The sequence below is a fragment of the Dyadobacter sp. CY323 genome, from assembly GCF_021390245.1.
Classification (GTDB): Bacteria; Bacteroidota; Bacteroidia; order Cytophagales; family Spirosomataceae; genus Dyadobacter.
The window spans coordinates 87189-107411 of the sequence record NZ_JAJUXH010000007.1; the positions used below are offsets into that span (position 1 = coordinate 87189).

Consider the following 20223-nt stretch of genomic DNA (forward strand, 5'->3'; position numbering starts at 1 on the left):
AAAGTCACTAATTCCATATTTCCTTACTAATTATTTCCGGTTGGTATCGATGAGCAATCCGATTGAAAACACTCGTCTTTCCTGCGGATAGCGCGACGCAGAGGTAACTCCATCGGCAGCCCTGATGCCGGGGACAAAGTATTCGCTGTTTAAAATATTGGAAACCTGTAATTGCAGGCTGAATAAATTCAACAGGTTATGATAGGTAACCGATGAGTTCAGCAAGTAGATCGAAGCGAAATGCGTGATCGGGTTGCTGCTCCCGGAAGTCCCCGCGCCCGATTTTCTGGCACTAATGTAATTATTGGTAATGCTGATACTCAGGTTTTTGACAGGCTCATAAACCGCCCCAAGATTAGCTGACCACGGCGCAATGTCACTCACCGGTACCTTCTGCCCCTCCACTTTGCTGAGATCGCGCGGATTAGAGTATGTGAAATTTCCCCAGACATTCAGGTTTTTAACATCGTAACGTGCCTCCGATTGCAGGCCTATAATTCGCTGCTTGCCCAGTGCCTGAAACTGGTTTGTCTTTATGCCGGCCGGTGTTACGACCGGAGCCAGCCCTACCGCATTACTGTAATTGGACATATAACCCGCCACATTCACGGATAACGCTTTGCTGAACCTTGCAGACACGCTGCCTTCCACATTCTTCACACGCTCAGGCTGCAGCGTGGGATTGTTCAGAAGACGGTCGCTGCCTGTTCCATATTTTTGAAGATAAGAAGCATCCTTAAATGCCTCGGTATAAATGCCTTTGAATACGAATTTGCCTTTTGAATAAATGAGACTGATCCGGGGGTTAAATACAAAACCATACCCTCCGTTCGAGCGGATCTGGTTGTAGTCCAGGCGTGAGGCGAGCACCATTTTAAGGCTTTCCGTCCAGTTATAGGTACCCTGGCTAAAAAGTCCGATATCGAAAACCCTGAAATTATCACCTCCTGCCAGCGTCGAGTCCGGGCGTCCCTTTTCATCTGCCTGTCCCACCAGCGAGGTAATGTAATTGGCCTGGATGATACTGTTCCGGATCTCGATACCACTGTTGATATCCATTTTCGGCAGCGGCGTCCAGAGAACACGGAACTCGTTACGCAGCTGGTTGGAAACACGGTACCAGTACGGTACAGAATATGTTGGTTTGCGCTGGTTCAGCAGGTCAACAATCCCGTAACTTCCGTTGTAATAGCCCCGGTAGGTTGGCAGGTTTGTAGCTCCATTGAGCTCGTGCAACCGGTATGAAGTAAGGTTGAGGATCTGGACTTTATCCGAAATGTATTTATTGTAGGTCAATGAAAATGCTTTATTGTTTGCTACCCAGCGCGATAGCTCCGGCGTCACAATCCTGGACCTGTTTGTATACCACGGTGTGGCACCTTCATCGGTTTTCCAGCTCATCAGCGAAATCATAAAGTCTTTGAATTCGATTTTAGCGCGGACAAATACGTTTCTCGAATCATCATTAAACCCAACCTGATCGCCATTTATATTGGCCTGGAACAGATTTGCATTGTCCAGTTCGGCGGCTTTTGCTTTCCCAGCCGGGGTCAGGCTCAGTGCATTTGCACTTCCATTGGCATCATACCCAATCTGATATAAGTCGCTGTTTGGAAAAAGCGTGGTCAGCTTGTTGTTTGTAATATAAGTTTGGGCCGCGGCACCATTTATGTTCTGTTGTGACGGATAATTTGCGGCCGTTCGCGGATCATAATTCCATTCCGGGTACTGGCTGTAATTCAGCTCGTTGGAAGCAAAATACCGTGAAGTAACGGAAACGGCGATATCCTTTGTCCGGACTGTCACTACACCGTCGACAAGCTTCGTATTAAGTGATCCATAACGGAGCTGACCATTTGCCGAAAAATCAACTTTTTTTCCCTCCGGCATTTCTCTTTCCAGAAAACGCTTGGTAATGAGGTTGATAACCCCCATAAATGCATTCGCACCATACATCGTGGAGGCAGGCCCGTAAATGACCTCTACCCGCTCAATGTCCGACAATGCATATTGTCTCGAAATCGGGATGTTATCCGAATTCAAGTCATTTTCTTCTACTCCATCCACCAAAAGGATGGTACGGTCATTGGAGGTAGAACGGTAACCGCGCTGATAAAAAGTGACGTAAGAAGGTCCGTTTCCCCGGATCACATCGAAACCCGGAATGTCGTTCAGCATCTGGGTTAAGTCTTTATAGCCTCGTTTTACAATGTCGGTATGTGTCAAAACCGTTACCGTGGCGGGTACCTGCAACAGGTTTTCCGCCTTTTTGGAAACCGAAGTAATCTGAACAATGCGGTCCATCAGATCACGCTGCTGGGCTACCAGATCTTTAAACTGAGGCAATGCAGAAAATTCCGGCTCATAATTTTGATTGGCGATCAGCAGGTTCCGAACGGCGGTTGCAGCTTGTGGCAGCGAATCCAATGCGAGGTAAGTGAGTGCGATGATTTTGTAGGCCTGAACCTGTGCATTGGGCGAGAACTTTGTTTTCAGACACGGATTCAACAATTGAAATACCTCGTCGAAATTCCCGGTACGGTATTTCCTGTCGGCCTCGGGCACGATCACCGATGCGTCGCAGTCATTCTGGGCAGACGCAATGCCAGGCACAAAGGTCAGTATGATGATAACAAACAGGAGTAAAAAATTTTTCATCATGTGCTTATCGAATGTTTCGGGACAATTTTTCGTACGGAATATCCTTTCCGATGTATTGGTCCCATTCTTCCTCGGTCAATTCTCTCTTTGCTTTCTTTAAAACTTCCGCGAACAGATCGGCTGAATTAATGTCCCAGATCCGCACCGTTTTGTCAGCCCCCGCGGCAAGCAGCTTGTTGCCGTCGCGACTAAACCGGATATCCATTACCCAGTAATCGAAATCACTCAATAATACCGGCTGTTGTTTGGAAATGTCTTCTTTCGCATTCCAGATCCGTATTTTCCAGTCGTAACAAGCTGTGGCAATGCGACTTCCATCGGGCGCGAATGCAATTTTGGTTATCCCCGAAGTATGTGTACCCTGGGTGCCGTTCAGCGAATTCATCACCGGTTCATCATTTACCACCCTCACATTGTATAACATCCCCGAGCTCGTCCCGAAATACAGATGCTTCTGATCCGGCGTAAAAGCCATCGAAATCAGCCTTCCCCGCAAGTTAGCGAAGTTGTATTCCACCGGTTTTTCTTCCAGTTTGGTTAAATTCACCCGGACCAGCTTTCCATTTCCGGTACCTAAAAACATATAATGACCGTCTGACATCGTTTCCATACTCGCGACTTCCACGCCCAGATTCAGATTTTTGAGCACATCCATCTTTTTATCACTCACATCCCAGATCCGGATCTGCCCGGCTGAACTTACGGATATCAACTGGGGCTTATTATTGATATTCCTGACCGACATTGAAAACACAATACCGTCATGTCCCACAAGTGTTTTAGTGGGCAAACTACCCGGCGCGAAATTGTCCCAGCGAACAATCTGGCCATTTGAAGAACCGGTAAAAATGGTTTTCCCGTCGGGCATAAAGGCCAGTGAACGAATGCTTTTGAACGTTTGCCGGGGATTACGGATCGAGACAGGTCTGGCGGATGGAGTGAGATAATTCCAGAGACTGACAATCCCGTCGTCACCGGCAGTAGCAAAAAGAGAGCTGGTTGCCTGAGGCTCGGCCACTGCGCGAACAATGTCATTGTGCGCGATCAAAGTCGCTTTCGCGCCCGCTGCTTTGGACAATGCGTTGAATATGTCGGGATTGTCTTGCTCTCCCCCGTTTTTTACGTTAAAGTCATACGCTTTCAAAGCAAGTAATGCAGCCAGATCGTCTCCTGCCGGCATTTGGAATGATTGGATCGCAATAAAGCGGGCAACTGCTTTGGATCTTTGTTTCAATGCGTCGTTCCTGGAACTCTCCGCTTCTTTTTGCGCGGTTTGGGCGTACACTTTTTGCCGGTCCGATTCCTTTTGGGCACTTACTGCATATTCTTTTTGAACTTCGGTTTCTTTTTGGGATTGTACCGCTGCTTTTCTGGCATTATCTGCCTGAGCTCTCTGTTCCTCAGCAATTTCCCTGGCTGCTTTTGCCGCAATGCTTTCTTTTACAGCTTTTTCCTGCTCCCGTACCGCAATGGCTTTTTGTTCTTCTGTCAATGCTTTTTGCAGTTCTGCGAATGTGCCTTGCTGCTCTGCGATCTTTTTTTGAGAAATGGCTTCACGTGTCTGGTCCTCAGCCCGTTTACGTTCTTCCAAAGCCAGACTTTCTTTCTCCAATGCCGTTTTCTCACTTTGCTGCGCCTGCGTCCGCAGTACTAATGCGACGATCAGGAACAAAAGTGAAACGAGCGAACTGATCCCAAGTACCGATGCGAAAACTCTTGCTTTACGCAGTTCTCTTTTCTGCCGGTCTTCTTTTTGTCTTACTTCGAGCTCGTATTGTTTTTTACTATAATCCAAAAAATTAGTCGCACGCTCGAAAAACGGATCGTAACGTTGCGCCCATTCCAATGTCGGCTCACTTTCTTTCAACCATTTGAGCCCCATTTGCAGCTCCGGGTTCACCCAAAGCCCAGTGCGGCCTTCCTGATACAATGCTGCGGAATAACTAAGCTGCTTGTACAATTTCGCCGATTCCAGCTCCTCCTCGATCCACTTTTTACACCTGTCCCAAAACGTCAGGATCTTCTCCACCGAAACATCGATAATGGAGTCATGGTCGATTTTGATGCCAGGCTTGGGCGTAAGAAACGAAACCCCGTTTTCACGGAAAACGAGGATGACATCAATCAATAAGTAATCCGGAATGCCCGTAATCTGGATGATCTCGCGAAGTGCGGTCGGGTGCAGCGATGAAGTATCGCTCGGCCCAAGAACGATGAGCGATTTGAAAAGCTTTGCGGCTGCATTTCTGCGTTTTTCGTCCAGTCGCTGTGTGTATATTTCTTCGGCATGCTGGCTAATGGATTCCTGTATCCCACCAATCGCCTCATAGTCAGTAACACTAACCGGTGACGAAAATGGTTTTGTGGATTTCCATCGGTCCCAGGTACGCATTAACGCGTGTTGCAGAATGGGCAGAAAATCCGGATTGTCGGACAATTCTTTCAAAAGTCCGCCTACCAGTGCCGGCTCGATCGTCGCCCCAACAGATTCAATCGGCCCGACAATCACCTGCTTTACCTCATCCGCATTCATTTTCGGCAAGAGGTAGTAGCCCTTGTTGATCACTTCGGTGAGTCCATTGAACTCGGTGCAGTGGTCCAGGTAATCGGAACGCATCGTGATCACCGCGTGAACAGGCAGCTCTCTCTGGTTGATCAGGGTCAAAAGCAGTTGTACAAACGAAGTAGTCCTGCTTTTACCTGAAAAATCTTCCGCCAGTTCGTAACGGAAAAGCTCTTCGAACTGGTCGATCACCAGCAGGATTTTGGCCTCGCGGATCTCGGTAAGCAATGCGAGAGCGACTCTCGGATCCTGGAAAATTTCTTTTTCAATCGTCTCGGAATCCCGATGTTCCCAGCTAGGGTCGTCGTTTTTCAACGCATTTCTCAAAGCGGTGAGAAAGCTTCGGACAGGATTACTACCTGGTCTGAAAATGACGACTTTCCAGCGATTTCCGCCTTCGCTTTCTTCGACGGACGGAATCAGCCCCGCTTTAATGAGCGATGACTTACCACTGCCCGAGGAACCGATCAACGCAAGGAACCGCCCATCCAGGAGTTTATTTTTTAACTCCCGGATGTGCGCGTCCCTGCCGAAGAACAAAGCGTGATCCTCGTATTCGTAACTTCTTAGTCCGGGAAATGGATTGGCAAGCGTAGAACTATCAACCATATCTTTCAGGTTGCGGCGATTTTCATAACAAATTTGTTTCTGTTTTTCCCATCCGCGTATTCATATGAAAATTCATCGACACCATTGATCGTCAGGAAAATGCCTAATCCTCCAATTCCGCGTTCTTCCAGCGAAAGTGTCAGATCTTTTGCATTTGGCAGGTCTTTGGCCAGCGGATCGAACGGAGCAGCTACGTCTTCGAGGATCAAAACCAGTTCCTTATCTGTGATTTCGCTCAAAACTGCGAAATCGGCATTTAAACCAGCCTCCTGATAACCGTACAAAATGATGTTTGTAGCAATTTCATCAACAGCCAGTTTGAGACTGTAAGTTGGCTTTTTGGCCAAACCTGCCTGCTGCGAAAGCTCACCAACGTATTCCCGCAGCGAATCCAGAGAATCCACATTGCCGGGAAAACTTTTCGATTCCATCATAACGGAAGTTAAACAGGATATTGATCGACAATCGTAACGCTGTGCTGAAGACCCGTTTTGGTGAGCGTGTCAACAATCAGCTCCTGTGGTTTTACAATATAAATGGACAGTTTCGGGCCGATTTTTTGTTTGGAATAAATTAAAACCCTCAATCCTGCGGATGACATAAAGTTAAGCTCCTCCATGTCAAGTACCAACGACTCGATCGGTTGATTAGCGATTTTTTCGATCTCGGTTTGAAACACACGCGCCGAAAGCGAATCAAGCTCGCCATGTAAAGTAAGTTTCGCAACCTGATCCTCAACTACTGATTCTATTTGAAATGCCATGATTTTAATATTATAAAGTTGATTTAAAATGTAAATGAGCTGTTGCCAGGGAGGCCGGGTTGGTTCTGTCATTTATTGTCACTTGTCGTCATTGATCGTCATGAATTGTTATTAAGCGTTATTACCATGAATGACTATTAATGACAATAAGTGACTATTAGTGACCATAACTGACATCGCATTCCACTACTTCCCAACCAATATCACCGTAGCCCTTCCTCCAACCAGGAACCTGCCCTGATCTTCGAGTCTCGGCTCTTTTCCGATGTCGTAGATGTCGTCACCTGTCGGCATATCTGTATTTACGGCCAGGTGCCAGCTTTTGCCGTTTGGCAGTTGCGGAAGCTCATAATACAATGCGTCGTAATGTGAGTTCATCGCGATGTAAATACTGTCGTCTTCGATCGTCCCACCTTTTGCATGCGCGCCGTCGAGCATTACGCCCAGGCAGCGGCTCGATGCGTCGAAGTTTGGTTCCCAGGCTTGTGTACCGTGAAAACTGACATCAGGAAATCCGCTGCCTACATAATCGCGGTGCTGGAAATGCGTCCTGCTTCTCAGTACCGGATGCGCCCGGCGGAACCGCGTAATGCGTTGCGCGAAATAATAGATATCGGCATTTTTTTCCAGCAGGTTCCAGTCAACCCAGTTCAGTTCGTTGTCGTGGCAGTAGGTATTGTTGTTGCCGTTTTTGGTCACACCCATTTCATCGCCCGACAAGATCATCGGCACACCCTGGCTTACCATCAGGATCGACAATGCATTTTTTATCTGCTTGTGACGTAGTTGATTAATGTACGGATCTTCTGTTTCACCTTCCACACCACAATTCCATGAATGATTATCATTGCCGCCGTCATTATTACCTTCTCCATTCGCTTCGTTGTGTTTTTCATTGTAAGCAAAAAGGTCATAAAGCGTAAAACCATCGTGACAGGCAATAAAATTGATGCTGGCAGTCGGGCCGCGGTAATAGTACAGATCAGGCCATCCCTGGATACATTGCGCCATTTCACCTACCAGGCCTTCGTCCCCTTTCAGGAATTTGCGAATTGCGTCGCGGTACTTTCCGTTCCATTCCGCCCAGCGGCCGTATGCGGGAAATGAGCCTACCTGATATAATCCTCCTGCATCCCAGGCTTCGGCAACCAGCTTGCATTTGGCAAGAATGGGATCGTAGGCCAGTGATTCAAGTAATGGCGGGTTGCTCAACGGCGCACCGTTCTGGTCACGGCCGAGAATGGCGGCGAGGTCAAAACGGAAACCGTCAATGTGATAATCAGCCGCCCAGTAACGCAGACAGTCGAGTACCATGTTACGAACCACCGGATTGTTACAGTTCAATGTATTTCCCGTTCCCGAGAAATTGAAGTAATAACCCTCAGGCGTGAGCATGTAGTAGGTTTTGTTATCAATCCCCCTGAAAGAAATGGTATGTCCGCGGTGATCGCCTTCGGCCGTGTGGTTAAACACAACATCGAGCATGACCTCGATACCTGCTTTATGCAGTTCTTTTACCAGCGTTTTGAGCTCATCCACCTGCATCCCGAACTTCCCGGTTGCGGCATAACCTGCTTTTGGCGAGAAGAAGTTAACGGTGCTGTATCCCCAGAAATTGACGATCAGACCTCCGGTAACGGGATTTTCCTTGCTGTTTTCCCATTCATCGAATTCGTAGATCGGCATCAGTTCCACGCAGTTAATGCCCAGTTCTTTCAAATAGGCAATCTTGCTGCGGATCGCTGCGAACGTTCCCGGATTTTTGACATTGGAAGACGGATGCTGCGTAAAGCCGCGGACGTGCATTTCGTAGATTACGAGATCCTCGATCGGCGTTTCCAGCGGGTGGTCATTTTCCCAGTCGAAGTCTTCGAAAACGAGTCTTGACCGATACGGATAAATGTTGTCCCAGTTCGGAGTCGCCAGCCAGGTATCGCGGCCGCCGATCGCTTTCGCATACGGATCGCTCAGGATAATGCTTTTGTCAAAACGATGTCCTTCTTCCGGCTTGAATGGCCCGTCCATGCGGTAACCATATTCCAGTCGCTCGTAGTCGAGGTCGAACACGATCATGGAATACACATTACCGGTACGGAATTCCTCCGGGAAACGGATCTCAGCGAATGGCTGGGCCTCACCTCTTTCGAAAAGCACCAGCGTGCAGTCGATGGCTTCGCTCGAATAAATACTGAAATTGATCCCGTTCGGAACCATGGTAGCCCCAAAAGGCAATGCATGTCCGCGTCTGAATTTAATGCCTTGCTGCTCGTGGGTAGGATAATAATCTATCCTGATATCTGTTGCCATGGGCTAGTCTTGTTTAAGAATGACAAGTGCTTCGTCCAGCGTCCCAACGATCGTGAAAAAGTTGATAAAACCAGTAGTAGACATCACATCCTGAATATCCTCCGAAACGCCGACAAGGATCACCTTCCCATTTTGCGATTTGATGTTCCTGAAAACCATGAGCAGCACACGCAATCCTGCGCTGGACATAAATTCCACGTTGGTAAGGTCAATGGCGATTTTCTGACTTTTTTCGGTCGCGAGCTTCGCATTTCGCTCAAATTCAGGTGCCGTCTTGCTGTCGATATCGCCGGTTACTTCCACAACCGCAATCTCGTCCTGCTCGGTAATTGTTACTTTCATGTTTTTTAGCTTTTAGCTTTTAGCGGTTAGCTTAGTTGGCCGTCGACTTTCGGTGGTCGGCTTTCGGCTCTCTTTTTGATTTGGAATCAATTTGAGATTGCCGATAGCTGACGGCTGATTGCCGACGGCCTATCCCCTATTTCGTCGGGCTGATCAATACTTTCACACGGATGCGTTCTTCTGTTTCCGGAAGTTTTACGGTAAGTCCCTGCGCGTCGAAATCGGTATATGGCTGATCGTCAATGAAAACTTCGCTGATGTAAATGCTTCCAGGAGGCAAAATGTCAGGAGAAACACGAAGAATATTGTCTTTCCAACCGTTTGGATAAGGCTTAAAGTAGAAGTACGTCGGCTCTTTTGTGATCAACAAGTTAATGTAAACCGCTGACAGGTAGCACAATTCGGTACTGTGATAGGCGCTCATCGAGTGGCTTCCTTTGAAACGCTCCGTACCCAGCAGGTAAGGCATACCATTCGAAAGCACATTGAAATACACACCGCCATCGTCGTTATCCAGGAAGAATGCATTGTAGAATGCAGCTGCCTCACGAGCTTGTTTTTCGTATTCCTCGTCGCCCAGGATTCCGTACATGATCAGGTAAGCAAGGATTGCCTGCTCCTGCTGCCACCAGGCTTTGCGGTCGTGCCACACAAACTGATGTTTTCCGCCGGTTTTCTTTACTCTTTCAACCACATCATACCAGCCGCCACGTTGCTGATCGGAACCAGCCGAAGGCATTAGTTCTGCAATTTTCTTAGCGAAATCGAGGTACTCTTGTTTTGGGGTTAACGATTGCTGACGCATCAGGTTCCATGCGATTTTAAGGTTGTGACCTACTACCGCGCGGTTTTGCTGCCATCCCCAGGTTTGATCTTTACTCCAGTCTTCGAAGAATTTTTCCTGAACGAACGGGCTGTTTTCGTAATCCGGGAAATACTTTGTAATCGTATCAAACGTATATTCGAGGAAGTCGGCGTGGGCCTTCTCACCCGTTGCCAGGTACAGGTTGATCAGGTAAGCAGGCGCGTGGTCACCTACCGAGTTCCAGTTTTTACGGGCTTTGTTGTGTGCAAGGGATTCCTCGTGCGCATCAAGCGTAATCGGGTGTAAGTGAGAGTAATAACCTATTCCATTCGGATCTTTGAAGTATTTTTCAAAAAGGTCAATGGTTTTGTCGATATCGTCACGGATGCGCTGATCTCCCGTAATGCGGTAGGTTTGAGTAGGACCTGCCAATGCGTAGATCTGCTCGTACATTGGAAGTGAATCCAGATCGTCACCGAATTCAGAAGTCAGCAATTTCGTTTCTTTCTGACCTTCCACTTTTAAACCGTGGTACCAGTAAACGAGATCATCGTCGGTATCGAAAAACCGCATGTGGTCGCGCAGGTATTCCGTTCCGAGCTCCGCACCTTCAAGGAATTCGTCTTTTCCGGTTAATAGGTAGGCGGAAGCGAATCCGTAAACCATACGGGATATAGTATCCGTTTCCTGAAGATAATCGCCTTTTTTAGAACCTCCCAAATGCAGCATTGTGCGGTAGTTCTTGTAGTTGATTTCCTCTTTGGGATAATCAAATTGCCATTTCAGGTAGCTGGAAGCGATCGAACTGATCTGCGTGATCCACCAGTTTTGTTCTTCGTGACGGTATACCTTCGGTTCTTTACCCGGGAAAATCAATTGCTGTGCTTCAAATGCGGCTTCGTCTGCGCCGGCATTTGGATAAAATGTTCCGTAGGCGAAAACGTACTGGCCGTTCGTAGACAGAAACGTGGCAATATCGCCCGGATCCTGCCAGCCTTCGGTCAGGTTTTGTACGCTGCGTGCGTAAGTAGAGGCGATCAGGTTGAGCTTGAACGGTCTTTTGTCCGAAGTTTCCAAAGTAAACCAGCGTTCCTCTGCATTATATCCGGTGATATAACCCGCAATGGTATCCGAAAAAGTGAAATTTAAATTCATTCGTTAGTCGTTAAGGTGTTTTATAATGTTTTGATTTGAGGGGTATTCTACGCCATTGACGGTGTCTCACCGGCGATTTTCGCCATTGCCGGTGTTCTCACCGGCGATTTCGCCATTGCCGGTGTTCTCACCGGCGATTTTGTCGTTGCCGGTGTTCTCACCGGCGATTTTGTCGTTGCCGGTGTTCTCACCGGCGATTTTGTCGTTGGTGAGAACACCAACGACGGCACCAACGACGGCACGACGGCCTCACGGCCTAGGCCGTCACCAGATTCTCCTGGTCCCGGTAGCCCTGGGTGATCTCGATGATGTTTCCTTCCGGATCTTTCAACCAGACCGTCTTCCAGCCTTCGATCACATCGTCGAAATGCAATGGGCCGAGGGTGATCACCGCGTCTTCCCCCATGGACTGGAGCTTGGCATCGATGTCGTCGACCGAAAATGCAATGTGACGCAGTCCCGGGTAATGCGGTCCATCGGCCTCCGACATTGCGCACGGACGTTCTTCTTCAGGCGGGAAGATTTCCAGGTATACGTTTTTGTCGTTTTTCAGGAAAACCAGCTCAGCGTCGTCGCCTAAACTGATCACCCGTGCCCGTCGGAACCCGAAATGCCTGGAATAAAAGGACTCGAATTTTGCCAGGTCTTTGACGGTCAGTGCCAAATGAAAAAATGTTGTTTCCATGCTGTTATCAGTTTACAGAAAGCGTTTCAATGATCATCTTCGCAAACAAATGGGCATGGCCGCCCGATCTTCCGGTAATCAGGTCGCCGTCTACAACCACATCTTCATTGGTATAAATGGCGCCGTAGGCTTTGGCATCGCCGATCAGGTTGTTATGGCAAACCACTTTCCGGCCTCTCACAAGTTCCGTTGCGGGAGCTACCAGCCACATGCCATGACAAATAATACCTTTCAGAATGCCTGGCTCTGCAAACACGCGTTTCAGGAATTCCGTTGCCGGCGGGATTTTCTCCACATCTTCGGTATATCGAAGCCTGTCAGAAACCATCCCTGACGGAACGATGATCGCGTCGTACGAGCGCAACTCTTCGTCGCTCATATTTTCGAATGTCTCCCAGCAATCCATCGGCGCACGGTATTCGTGACCTAGAAATGTGAGCTTATCCTGTCCCCAGAGACGAGATAGGAAATGAATTTCGGCGCCTTCCTCGGGGAAGCGGAATTTGTAATAGAAGATTTCGTTCTCGAAATAGTCGGCCTCAATGAGCACGCCGATCTTTTTTCCTACAAGTTTCATGATGACGGGGGTTATTTTTTGGATACTAGTTTAGGCGAGAGTCCCGTCAGGATGTTGTACCATTCCTGCAAAATGAATGGCGATGCGACCGTTTTCCAGCACCCAGCTATCGGCAAAACGCATTTCGCTCTTTTCACCGCCTACTGTCATCGTGATCTGTTCGGTGATCATCAGCGTTTCGGGATTTTCAGTTTCTGCCCAGAAAATAATCTCTGTTTCGAGGCCATCTATCCCTAAAATTCCCTGCATGTGTTCATTGACCTGATCACGGCCTTTGTAAACCACGGGTGATTTGGAAAAGCTGCTGATCAGCGTAGCATCGTCGGTATATTGATCCAGAAGAGCATCGATGTTTTTATCCAGAATGTGCTGGATATGCTCTCTATACATTTTACCCAGCTTGGTGTCCGGTACGTTCTTCATAATGTTGTTTGGGATAAAGAAGGAATATTGATCGGTATTAAAGTGTGGCTGAACCTTCGTGATATTCCAGTCCGTCCACGATGTATTTAGTGATAACTACCTTTCCGGCGTCATTTAATTTCACTTCCCAGGTCTGGAACGCGTCGCATTTAATGCGTTTGCTATATGCCTCAGGTGCATTCCAAACGCTCGCTTCCCATTGTACCACCACTTTTACGGTAGCTCTGTCGCCATTGATCGTCGATTCTACACTTTTAACAGTATGCACTTCATCGAAGAAAATGCGGATCACGCGCTGGAACCAGCCTTCAAAACCGGCATATCCGTAAACCGTAGCTTCCGGAAATACCATTTCCAGTTCCGCGTCTGCCAGCAGAGGTAAAACTTCGACCATCGGAACGTGTACGTCCAGTTTAGCGTACCAGTCAAGTGCTAATTCTTTTATTGCTTCCTGTGTTAACATGGTATTCAGTTGTGTTTAAAGTCTTTGATAAATTAGCTTGCTACCGAGCTTGTTATGGCTTCGGAATGCTGTTTCAGGATCATTTCTGCGGCTTTTGCACCGATCATAAAACAGGCTGCGACTGTATTTCCGCTGATCACAGTCGGCATGACCGAGGCGTCGGCTACTCTTAAATTTGCAATGCCGTGTACTTTGAGGCTCGGATCAACGACCGACATCTCGTCTTGTCCCATTTTACAGGTCCCCGCCGGATGCCAGAGTGTGGTGCATTGGCTACGGATAAATCCTTCCAGGTCCGTTCCTTCGCCCGGTACCATTTCACCGCCGTTCAGTTCCAGGAATTTGTTGGTATTGGCAAGTTTCCGCACTATCCCGACTGCTTTGGAAAGTACTTCCACGTCGGCAGCTGCCTGGAGATAATTTGGATTTACAAATGGGGGGTCCATGAAATGCTTCGACTGAAGAGTAACTTCTCCCCTGCTTTCCGGCTGCACCAAAATCGGCAGGAATATGCAAACCGGGCCGCCCAGATCGGGCAATATCGGCGCAAGCGGTCCCGGCAAACTTGGAGTGAAATTGATTTGCAGATCTACCAGTCCGCCTTCTTCTTTTGTGCAAAGAAAAATGGCATTACCGGTCAGCAACGTCGTATTTGGCATTGGAATCTTCGACCTGAAAATCATCGGCAGCTGCAAATGATCCTGCAGGTTTTTTCCAACACCCGGCAAATCAGCGACTACCGGTATTTCCAGGGCTTTCAGTTCTGCCGCCGGCCCGATTCCCGAAAGCAACAGCAACTTCGGCGAAGCCAGCGCACCCGAAGAAACGATCACTTCTTTTTCGGCCAAAGCATGCCAGGTCAGGTCCTCCTGCTCGAATTCAATCCCGAATGCTTTTTTGTCCTGGATCAAAATCCGGGACACCTGCGCATTTGTGATAATCGTCAGGTTCTGCCTTTCTCTAATCGGATCTAAAAATGCTGAAACGCCATTATCGCGGCGATTTTCCTTATCAATGTGAAACTGTAACAAACCAGCTCCATTTTCCTGGCGGGCGCCATTATAATCCCAGTCCGGGCCGTCGTAACCCAGTTCCGTCGCACCTTTCAGAAAATGTTCGGAACGCATCACATCGTCCGGGCAATAACGGATACTTATTTCGCCGCCCGTTGAATGGTACGTGGATTCACCACCTTCAAAGTTCTCTAATTTTTTAAAATAGGTTAATACATCGTCATATCCCCATCCTTCGGCGCCCAGGGCTTCCCATTCGTTGAAGTTCCCCGGATTTCCGCGGACGTACATCATGGCATTCAGCGATGTGCCTCCGCCTAGTACTTTGCCCTGGTTGATCACTATTTTACGCCCGCCCAACCCCTCCTGACCGGTAGTTTCAAGCTGCCAGTCCAAGTCCGTGCCCCACAAGCTTACAAAACCGCCGGGATCTTTTACAGCCGGGTTCTGATCGCTACCACCGGCTTCAATCAGTAAAACCCGGTTTTTCGGATCTTCACTCAATCGGTTTGCAAGCACACTGCCGGAGGCTCCGGCGCCCACAATGATGTAATCGTAGATTTGATTATTCAACATTTTTATGGAGGAGGTTAATTGGTCAGCTAATGCGAACAGTTCACTTTTACCCAGTCGGAACGGTGGTCACCTTCCAGCACCAGGTCAATTAAAAAGGGTTTATCGTCGGCCAGCATCCTCTCGATTGCCGGTAAAATATCTTCTTCTTTTTCCACCCGGACGGAATCGACGCCCATGGATTGCGCCATCAGGTCAAACCGGATCGCGGGATATGAAAGGTCGAATGGCAGCGGGAACGAATGTTTGCCAATCTCTCTTTCCTGCCAGTATTGGTCGATATTGAGTTGCAAAAGACGGTACGATCCATTGTTACACACTACAAACTTTGCTCCGGTGTTATGCCGGACCGCAGACCAGAGCGTTTGAATGGTATACATACTTCCGCCGTCGCCCGAAAAGCCGATCACCGTTTTTTCAGGATTAGCCAGCTTGGCACCGATCGCACCCGGAAAGCCTACTCCGAGCGAACCTCCGCGTGTTGTAAAGTACTGGCCGGCAGACCGTGGCGGGATGTACCTGCTAACTGCTGCCGAACTCGTTAATGCTTCGTCGAAAATAATTGTTTCGGCCTGGTTGAGTTTTTCTGCAAGAACGCGGCTGAACTGTGCCATATGCAAAGGATTTTTTCCCTGTTGCTTATCGTCCAGTTGTTTTTCGTTGCGTATTTTCTCTTCTTTTGCCTGACCGATCTGCTCTATACGTTCGATCACAATCGACATTTGTTCGGGAGAGATCATGGCTTCAATAGCCTCAGCGAGTTCAGCAAGTGATAACTTGGGATCGCAAACTACACCCAGGTCAACACGGTGATTTTTAGCGATTTCATATGCATTCAGATCGTAATGGATCACTTTGGCGTCCGGTGCGTAAATTTCACCAAGCTCCGGGAAAACCTCAGGCACCATATAGGTTCCCACAACTAGGTTTACATCGCCTTTTGTAGTAATCGGGTGGCTGAATGAACCGAACATATGGCCGGTCGTGCCCTGGTAAAGCGGATGCGTATTGTCCATTACCACGTCACCAAATTCAACCCCATATACTTCCGCGCCTAAAAGCTCCGCTACTTTCGTCAATTCCGGGATCGCATCTGAATATGCCACGCCGTCCCCCACGAAAATCATTGGTTTTTCTGCATTCAGAAGCATTTCAGCAGATTGTCTGATCAAATCTTCCGAAGGTAAAACCCGCGTAGACGGAATGCAGCTTGGGAATACGGGCTCATCGTTTATCTCGTCCAGAATATCCATCGGCAAACAAACGTAAACCGGCCCCATTGGTGCTGTGGTAGCTATTTTAATCGCGCGGCGCAAAGTCCTCAACAGCGATTTCGACGAGGTCGCCATCGTTGCATATTTGGTAACCGGGGCCATCATCGCTACCAGGTCGTTCGCCATTTGCGCGTCCATATTCATGTACTGCACACCCGCGTCCGATCCGATCACGACCAGCGGCGCATGTCCCCGTTTAGCCTGATACACGGCGCCCACCGCATTACCGATACCCGGCGAACTGTGCAGTTGCACCAGGGTAGGTTTTTGCGTAGCCCTCGCGTAACCATCGCCCATCATGACGGCAATGGTTTCCTGCAGGGAAAGAATATACTTCATGTCCGGGTATTCGGCCAGGGCATCGAGGAAACCTTGCTCCACCGTTCCCGGGTTCCCGAACATGAAATCCATACCGTCGGCAAGAAATTGTTCGATTATCTTCTGATTCCCGGTTTTACCAGCCATAACGAGTGAGACCTTTGTCTAATACGTTCACAAACTGCTCTCCGAATTCGAAAGAACATTGCAGCGAACGTGCGGTAATAAATGGATAATCAACGATTACTGAGGTTTCTTTTCCAAAATTGCCATGATACTGACCTTCTGGTCCCACTGCGTCGGACAAGATATATTCCAGTACATATGGCGGCGCGCCCATGTTCAGATCCGTGTGCAGGAAGCCGGTACCGTCGTGGTAATCGTACTCAATGCAATGTCCGGTCACATGTTTGCCACGGATAATCGGTCTGCGCTCGTTGAAATCGCGGGCAAAAACCAGCGGAGCAACTCCGTAGCAGATTCCCGCAACAGGCAATCCTTTTTTGTAAAAGCCTAAGATCAGATCGTGAACGCGCTGATTGTTGACCATGTCAACGATCGGGCCGCTGCCGCCTACTAGGAAAACGGCTGCATATTCTTCGGTCAGTTTTTCCTGCGCAATTTTAAGATCTGCATAATATTTTTCAAACGCTCTCAAAAAGTCAGGCGTTGAGAAAAACGGACGTTCCGGAAGGATCTCGGAAAGGTTCATTCTTTCTTCAAGACGGTTTGATTTCTCGAATGCAATCACTTTCTCAGCAGCAAGCGGCGTAGTAACGCATACTCCCAGCGGAGGATCCACATAGGTAGTATCGTAGCTCGGCGGCAATGCCTCTGCTTTTTTACCTGTCGGTGTAATGAATTCTACAGTGTAACCGGCTTCTTCCAGTTTTTCGAGCGGGCCTACGAGCTCAATGCCCCAATATCCATATTCCGATAAAACGGCGAGTATTTTTTTAGACATAATATTTTTTGGTTTTTCGAAGCTTTAAAATTTTGATAAGAGGAGGATCAATGATCAAGAGGAAGATTTGATATCTTTAGAAATCAATGTCCCGGAGGAGGAGGCACAACTCCCAGCTGCTGTAACAGACCGAGTTCGTCGACATTTGCCCAGCGTTCTGCGATTTTACCATCGGCCATACGAACCGTCGTCGTTCCTGACATGGAGATTGATTTGCCGGATGGTGGCATTCCCATTACTCCGCCAGTATCGGTACCATTCAGTCTCCATCTGTGAACGACTTTGTCAGCCACATAAATCTGGTCTTCGATAGTAAGCTGTACGTCCGGCATTGCACCGCGAAACATTCCCACAATTCCTTTGAAACTGGCTGACCCAGGTTCAGATACGGTTTTTCCACCTACCTGAGAATGGTCGATCGCGTCAGACGATAAAAGGTCTTCTCTTACGATACCTGTATTCCAGGCAGCTTCAAAAAACTCGATACAAATGGCATTGTTTTCTTCTGCTGTTAATGACATGGTTTTTTCTTTTAAGGGTTGAAATGGTAGGGGGAAGCTTTTAGCTGTTAGCCATTAGCTGTTAGCCTTTTTTTTATTTTGAAACTTATTAAACTCTCAATCTGGTACATAATCATCTCGTTGCGAACGGCTTAGTTTCTAAAAGCTAATAGCTAACGGCTAATAGCTAACAGCATTTAGCTTACTACAAACGGTCTCCCGCCTAAAAATGCCTCCACGATTCCGGCTGTGTTTACGTAGTTTGTGAACTTTGTAATTCGGCCTTCCTTTGCGGTTACTATATGGACTACGCTGGTGTGAAATGGTAATCCGGTGGCTTTTGATGAACCCGGCTCGTCGATCAGGACAGCTGCTGTGTCTCCCTCGCAAATCATCCCGACAGCTTTAAAATGTTCGAAATGCATGGTTTCAATGATCGCTTTCGCCGATTCCATTGCTTCGTCCGGGCCTATCCACTTGCCCGACCATCCGATAATGTCTGCGGGACCGAACATTTCCCAGACTACATCTTCTGCAAACACTTTCCGCAACTCATCCGTCTTCAAACCTTGCAAAGCGCCGTACATCGCCAATACCGTCTTTACTGTTTCGGGTAGCGGGGCATCCGCATTCTTTTCAGGCGCCAGCGGACTGATCACGTAATGGGAAGCGGACTGCGAAAGCTGCACCGTGAATGGCCTTCCGCCATACAGAGCTTCAATAATGGGAAAAGCGTCGCGGTACGATTGCAAGCGACTAATTTTCCCGTCAGTAATCGTGATCCAATGTACCGCACCCCCGGTGAACCTGCTCCCGTTCCTGGTTTCGCCGCTTCCGTCCAGGACAACCGCTGCTGTGTTGCCCTGGACGATAAACCGGGTCGGAACCAGCTTATCGGAAGCTAATCCTTCGTTGAGTAAAATAAAATATTGTCTGACACCTTCGTGGCCTTTCCATTCTCCTGCCCAGGGCATGATATCGGTCGGACCGGCAACTTCCCAAATCACATCTTCTGCTAAAAAAGGCAGTAGCTGATCGATTTGGTTATTTTCTAATGTGTCGTAAAATCTTCTTAACAAAGTGGTTGGTTGCGCAACACTGGTTTCCATGAATCCGGATGGTTGACGTTTCAGGATGGGATGGCGCCGAGTTGCTGCATCAAACCGAAATCATTTTCGTTCACATGCACTGAAACGATTTTGCCATTCTTGATCGTAAAAATGTCGATACCGTAATCCTTCACGTGGTTTCCGGTTGCAGGTGCTCCGAGGAATTCTCCCAGGTGAGTACCTTCAATATTCCATCTGCTGGCTACTTTATTTCCTTCGGCTGTCTGGCGCATCACCGTGAACTTGATGTCCGGGAATGCATTCCGCAGGTAAGAAACAAATCCTTTGAAAGCCGGGTAGCCCGCGATTGGCTCAGGCTGGGTAGGTATAATAAATGCAAATTCAGGATCTAGAATTTCTTCTACTACATCCAGCCTGCCCTGGCTCATAATTTCTTCGAAGTACCGGGTAGCCAAAGTTTGGTTGTGTTCCAGGTCGTGCTCAGCCTCCGCGCCTTCTGACGGAAGCACGCCCAATTGCAGCATCAGACCAAGTGTATCTTCATGGCCGATCGATTCCACGATTTTACCGTCTTTAATGGTGTGCCAGGTCATTCCGTCGATTTCGAAATGTTTTCCGCTCGCTTGTACATCTCCTTTTACAGTTACCAAAGGTCCACCGGTATGCGTGCCGCCGCCTTTCCAACGGGTAATTACCCAGTCGCCGCCAGCCAGCATTTCTTGCGGGTTGATGTAAAAATCAGGGAATGAACCATGAAGCATTTTAACAAGTCCGATGAATCCGTCGGGACCATAAAATGGCTCTGGGTGAGTAGGCAGGGTGAAAACAAAATCTTCTGAAAGGATCTCGTGAGCAACCTGCTCGTTCATCCCGTTCATGATCTGGTAAAAGTAACGTCTTGAAAGTACCTTGTTTGTATTCATCTTGGTCAAAGTCCCAGGGAGGAAGGTTTAGTTAAAAATGATACCGAATCGTTCTTTTTTAATTTCTGATTTCCAAATATCTCTACAACCCGGGGCCGAGGGTTTCAAATAATTATCGAAACTGAAAAAAAGCATGTTGAACCCGTTGATTCCAGACCTCAAACCGACGAAGGTTCTGCGAACCTGCGAAAAGGCATTATGAAATTTTTCCACCTGTCCGAATGCAGTATAATCG

18 protein-coding genes are annotated in these 20223 nt (G+C 48.1%); all 18 read right to left on the reverse strand.

Annotation, left to right across the window (positions count from 1 at the left end; all coding sequences use genetic code 11):
* Positions 1-30 precede the first annotated feature (30 nt).
* The 18 genes from LZG72_RS13250 to LZG72_RS13335 all read right to left on the reverse strand — a co-directional run bounded on the left by LZG72_RS13250 (position 31) and on the right by LZG72_RS13335 (position 19988).
* Positions 31-2661 (reverse strand): TonB-dependent siderophore receptor, encoded by a 2631-nt coding sequence (locus tag LZG72_RS13250; protein WP_233872790.1) that lies wholly within the window; start codon positions 2659-2661, stop codon positions 31-33.
* A 4-nt stretch (positions 2662-2665) separates the two neighbouring features.
* The gene (locus tag LZG72_RS13255) at positions 2666-5833 is read right to left on the reverse strand and encodes an NACHT domain-containing protein (RefSeq protein WP_233872793.1); all 3168 of its coding nucleotides are present in this window, start codon (positions 5831-5833) and stop codon (positions 2666-2668) included.
* Positions 5834-5838: 5 nt separating this feature from the next.
* Positions 5839-6267 (reverse strand): ATP-binding protein, encoded by a 429-nt coding sequence (locus LZG72_RS13260; RefSeq protein WP_233872795.1) that lies wholly within the window; start codon positions 6265-6267, stop codon positions 5839-5841.
* A gap of 8 nt (positions 6268-6275) precedes the next feature.
* Entirely contained in the window at positions 6276-6596 is a 321-nt protein-coding gene (locus tag LZG72_RS13265) for an STAS domain-containing protein (RefSeq protein ID WP_233872797.1), read from the reverse strand.
* A 186-nt stretch (positions 6597-6782) separates the two neighbouring features.
* Positions 6783-8903: a glycogen debranching protein GlgX gene (glgX, locus tag LZG72_RS13270; RefSeq protein WP_233872800.1), complete on the reverse strand. Its 2121-nt coding sequence runs from the start codon at positions 8901-8903 to the stop codon at positions 6783-6785.
* A 3-nt stretch (positions 8904-8906) separates the two neighbouring features.
* On the reverse strand, positions 8907-9245 hold the full coding sequence (locus tag LZG72_RS13275) for an STAS domain-containing protein (RefSeq protein WP_233872803.1): 339 nt from the start codon (positions 9243-9245) through the stop codon (positions 8907-8909).
* Positions 9246-9381: 136 nt separating this feature from the next.
* Positions 9382-11205 (reverse strand): AGE family epimerase/isomerase, encoded by a 1824-nt coding sequence (locus LZG72_RS13280; protein ID WP_233872806.1) that lies wholly within the window; start codon positions 11203-11205, stop codon positions 9382-9384.
* Between the two features lie 47 nt (positions 11206-11252).
* Positions 11253-11396 carry a hypothetical protein gene (locus tag LZG72_RS13285; protein WP_233872809.1) on the reverse strand — a complete coding sequence of 48 codons (144 nt, stop codon included), beginning with the start codon at positions 11394-11396 and terminating at the stop codon, positions 11253-11255.
* 65 nt (positions 11397-11461) lie between these two features.
* Positions 11462-11890 carry a VOC family protein gene (locus LZG72_RS13290; RefSeq protein WP_233872812.1) on the reverse strand — a complete coding sequence of 143 codons (429 nt, stop codon included), beginning with the start codon at positions 11888-11890 and terminating at the stop codon, positions 11462-11464.
* Positions 11891-11897: 7 nt separating this feature from the next.
* On the reverse strand, positions 11898-12467 hold the full coding sequence (locus LZG72_RS13295; protein ID WP_233872815.1) for a DJ-1/PfpI family protein: 570 nt from the start codon (positions 12465-12467) through the stop codon (positions 11898-11900).
* Between the two features lie 30 nt (positions 12468-12497).
* Positions 12498-12890: a nuclear transport factor 2 family protein gene (locus tag LZG72_RS13300; RefSeq protein WP_233872818.1), complete on the reverse strand. Its 393-nt coding sequence runs from the start codon at positions 12888-12890 to the stop codon at positions 12498-12500.
* 37 nt (positions 12891-12927) lie between these two features.
* The gene (locus LZG72_RS13305) at positions 12928-13353 is read right to left on the reverse strand and encodes a hypothetical protein (protein WP_233872821.1); all 426 of its coding nucleotides are present in this window, start codon (positions 13351-13353) and stop codon (positions 12928-12930) included.
* A 32-nt stretch (positions 13354-13385) separates the two neighbouring features.
* Positions 13386-14942, reverse strand: a complete 1557-nt coding sequence (locus LZG72_RS13310; protein WP_233872824.1) for a GMC family oxidoreductase — start codon at positions 14940-14942, stop codon at positions 13386-13388.
* A gap of 26 nt (positions 14943-14968) precedes the next feature.
* Positions 14969-16678, reverse strand: a complete 1710-nt coding sequence (locus tag LZG72_RS13315; protein WP_233872827.1) for a thiamine pyrophosphate-binding protein — start codon at positions 16676-16678, stop codon at positions 14969-14971.
* A complete protein-coding gene (locus tag LZG72_RS13320) occupies positions 16668-17495 on the reverse strand; it encodes a type 1 glutamine amidotransferase domain-containing protein (protein WP_233872830.1) in 828 nt (275 codons plus the stop codon). The genes LZG72_RS13315 and LZG72_RS13320 overlap by 11 nt, the downstream gene beginning before the upstream one ends.
* A gap of 83 nt (positions 17496-17578) precedes the next feature.
* Positions 17579-18016 (reverse strand): ester cyclase, encoded by a 438-nt coding sequence (locus LZG72_RS13325; protein WP_233872833.1) that lies wholly within the window; start codon positions 18014-18016, stop codon positions 17579-17581.
* Between the two features lie 176 nt (positions 18017-18192).
* Positions 18193-19104 (reverse strand): nuclear transport factor 2 family protein, encoded by a 912-nt coding sequence (locus LZG72_RS13330; RefSeq protein ID WP_233872836.1) that lies wholly within the window; start codon positions 19102-19104, stop codon positions 18193-18195.
* A gap of 20 nt (positions 19105-19124) precedes the next feature.
* Positions 19125-19988, reverse strand: a complete 864-nt coding sequence (locus tag LZG72_RS13335) for an ester cyclase (protein WP_233872839.1) — start codon at positions 19986-19988, stop codon at positions 19125-19127.
* Positions 19989-20223: the final 235 nt, after the last annotated feature.

Bases quoted from the DNA above. Each gene is read 5' to 3' on its own strand.
- LZG72_RS13315 (WP_233872827.1), bottom strand. From the start codon at position 16,678: ATGGCTGGTAAAACCGGGAATCAGAAGATAATCGAACAATTTCTTGCC.
- LZG72_RS13295 (WP_233872815.1), bottom strand. From the start codon at position 12,467: ATGAAACTTGTAGGAAAAAAGATCGGCGTGCTCATTGAGGCCGACTAT.
- LZG72_RS13265 (WP_233872797.1), bottom strand. From the start codon at position 6,596: ATGGCATTTCAAATAGAATCAGTAGTTGAGGATCAGGTTGCGAAACTT.
- LZG72_RS13255 (WP_233872793.1), bottom strand. From the start codon at position 5,833: ATGGTTGATAGTTCTACGCTTGCCAATCCATTTCCCGGACTAAGAAGT.
- LZG72_RS13305 (WP_233872821.1), bottom strand. From the start codon at position 13,353: ATGTTAACACAGGAAGCAATAAAAGAATTAGCACTTGACTGGTACGCT.
- LZG72_RS13275 (WP_233872803.1), bottom strand. From the start codon at position 9,245: ATGAAAGTAACAATTACCGAGCAGGACGAGATTGCGGTTGTGGAAGTA.
- LZG72_RS13310 (WP_233872824.1), bottom strand. From the start codon at position 14,942: ATGTTGAATAATCAAATCTACGATTACATCATTGTGGGCGCCGGAGCC.
- LZG72_RS13300 (WP_233872818.1), bottom strand. From the start codon at position 12,890: ATGAAGAACGTACCGGACACCAAGCTGGGTAAAATGTATAGAGAGCAT.
- LZG72_RS13320 (WP_233872830.1), bottom strand. From the start codon at position 17,495: ATGTCTAAAAAAATACTCGCCGTTTTATCGGAATATGGATATTGGGGC.
- LZG72_RS13330 (WP_233872836.1), bottom strand. From the start codon at position 19,104: ATGGAAACCAGTGTTGCGCAACCAACCACTTTGTTAAGAAGATTTTAC.
- glgX (WP_233872800.1), bottom strand. From the start codon at position 8,903: ATGGCAACAGATATCAGGATAGATTATTATCCTACCCACGAGCAGCAA.
- LZG72_RS13290 (WP_233872812.1), bottom strand. From the start codon at position 11,890: ATGGAAACAACATTTTTTCATTTGGCACTGACCGTCAAAGACCTGGCA.
- LZG72_RS13260 (WP_233872795.1), bottom strand. From the start codon at position 6,267: ATGATGGAATCGAAAAGTTTTCCCGGCAATGTGGATTCTCTGGATTCG.
- LZG72_RS13325 (WP_233872833.1), bottom strand. From the start codon at position 18,016: ATGTCATTAACAGCAGAAGAAAACAATGCCATTTGTATCGAGTTTTTT.
- LZG72_RS13250 (WP_233872790.1), bottom strand. From the start codon at position 2,661: ATGATGAAAAATTTTTTACTCCTGTTTGTTATCATCATACTGACCTTT.
- LZG72_RS13280 (WP_233872806.1), bottom strand. From the start codon at position 11,205: ATGAATTTAAATTTCACTTTTTCGGATACCATTGCGGGTTATATCACC.
- LZG72_RS13335 (WP_233872839.1), bottom strand. From the start codon at position 19,988: ATGAATACAAACAAGGTACTTTCAAGACGTTACTTTTACCAGATCATG.